The sequence below is a fragment of the Bacillus haikouensis genome (assembly GCF_013179555.1).
Lineage (GTDB): Bacteria > Bacillota > Bacilli > Bacillales > Bacillaceae_B > Rossellomorea > Rossellomorea haikouensis_A.
Genome location: NZ_JABMCR010000536.1, coordinates 1 through 1,310 on the forward strand (window position 1 = coordinate 1; position 1,310 = coordinate 1,310).

At 40.5% G+C, this 1,310-nt stretch carries 2 protein-coding genes; both read right to left on the bottom strand.

Features of this window, described 5'->3' with window-relative positions; translation table 11 throughout:
- Positions 1-139: 139 nt before the first annotated feature.
- Complete coding sequence (locus tag HP456_RS24070; protein WP_172255687.1) at positions 140-460, bottom strand: YodL domain-containing protein; 321 nt, start codon at positions 458-460, stop codon at positions 140-142.
- Positions 461-552: 92 nt separating this feature from the next.
- A partial coding sequence (locus tag HP456_RS24075) for a sporulation protein (RefSeq protein ID WP_172255689.1) occupies positions 553-1,310 on the bottom strand: 758 nt, incomplete at its 5' end.

Consider the following 1,310-nt stretch of genomic DNA (forward strand, 5'->3'; position numbering starts at 1 on the left):
TTGATACGGATTCGAAATCCTTGAGGCTTTGGTCGAGCTTTCTTTCACTTCTCACTATAACTCTAAAAAGAAAAATAGTGGGTAAAGACATCCGTCGATGACTTTACCCACTAATCTTAGTATGTTTATGCTTAAGTCTTTAATGAAGGAGAATTCGATTCACCCTTTTCCAACCATTTGGCTGCAAACGGTAATAAAAGTGCCCCTTTCTGCCTTCGTCAATGAAAATGATATCCCTGGTTGCGATATACCTTCCTTTGTAATCAGCAGGCATGAGGTCTGGAACATTAAAAATCCTGAACGTTTCGTAAAGTGCCTCCTCATGGGTATTTGCTTCTATCGAAATTCGATACACCTTCTGGTAGCCCTTTTCTTCTCCGTATTTTGGAGTCTGAAAAACGGTAATGTCAAATTTTGACCTCAGCATCCTTGGACGTTTGATTTTTTCGAGTAAAAGCATGAGCACCCCTCCGGTTTATGTTGTACTCATAAAATTAAACAATGTCCCTGTCGAATCCTTCATCAAAAATTAGGAACCTTTGTCGAATCCAATCAAACAAATCTGCTGATTGCTTCCTTGAATTTGGAAGAGAGATGAGGGATGTCGGAAGATTTTATAGTCATTTTCACCATCGACTCATCCATTTCAAGGGCCTCAGCCAAGAATCCTCCAAGTCCTCTAGCTCTTCGATCTACCTCGATTAAAACATCTGCCTGATCCTCGGACTGATTAAGGAACATTAATTCGATTTCGTCCAATGAGCGTTGATATTGCCCGTTCACTGGAACAAATTCGAATTCCTGGATGAATGGATATCGACCTCTGAAGCGCCGTGGAGCCTGTTCGCACTCCACTTTCCGTATCCTGAAGCCCAGATCCTGCACTGAATGAAGAATGGAGTCAATCAGGCTATTGGGAAGGATTTCAATATAGTCTTTATCTTTTGGATCCACTGCGTTTTTAATATCCAGTCCTGTTGCAACCCACACTCTTGTATTGCCGTACGTAATCGGCGTTTCAAAAGGAAGTGTGAATGAAAAAGGAAATTCTTTTTTTTCATTTTCATCGATTGTAAAGGGTTCTGAAATTTGAACCTTCTGTATAGGGGCATAATCGGTATATTTCTTATCATCCGACTCGCGAATATAAGTAGTGTAAAGGGTTAAGTATATCGAATCAATACTTTGGGAGGTGCTTCCGCCTCTAATCTCAACTACACCATTTGCCGTTTCACCGGCTTTATAGCTTGATTTCTCTAATTTGGTATCGACGGTTGCAGCACCAATTCCAAATGACGCAAATACTTTAT

Coding starts and splice junctions, on each gene's coding strand:
- HP456_RS24070 (WP_172255687.1), bottom strand. CDS start 460: ATGCTTTTACTCGAAAAAATCAAACGTCCAAGGATGCTGAGGTCAAAA.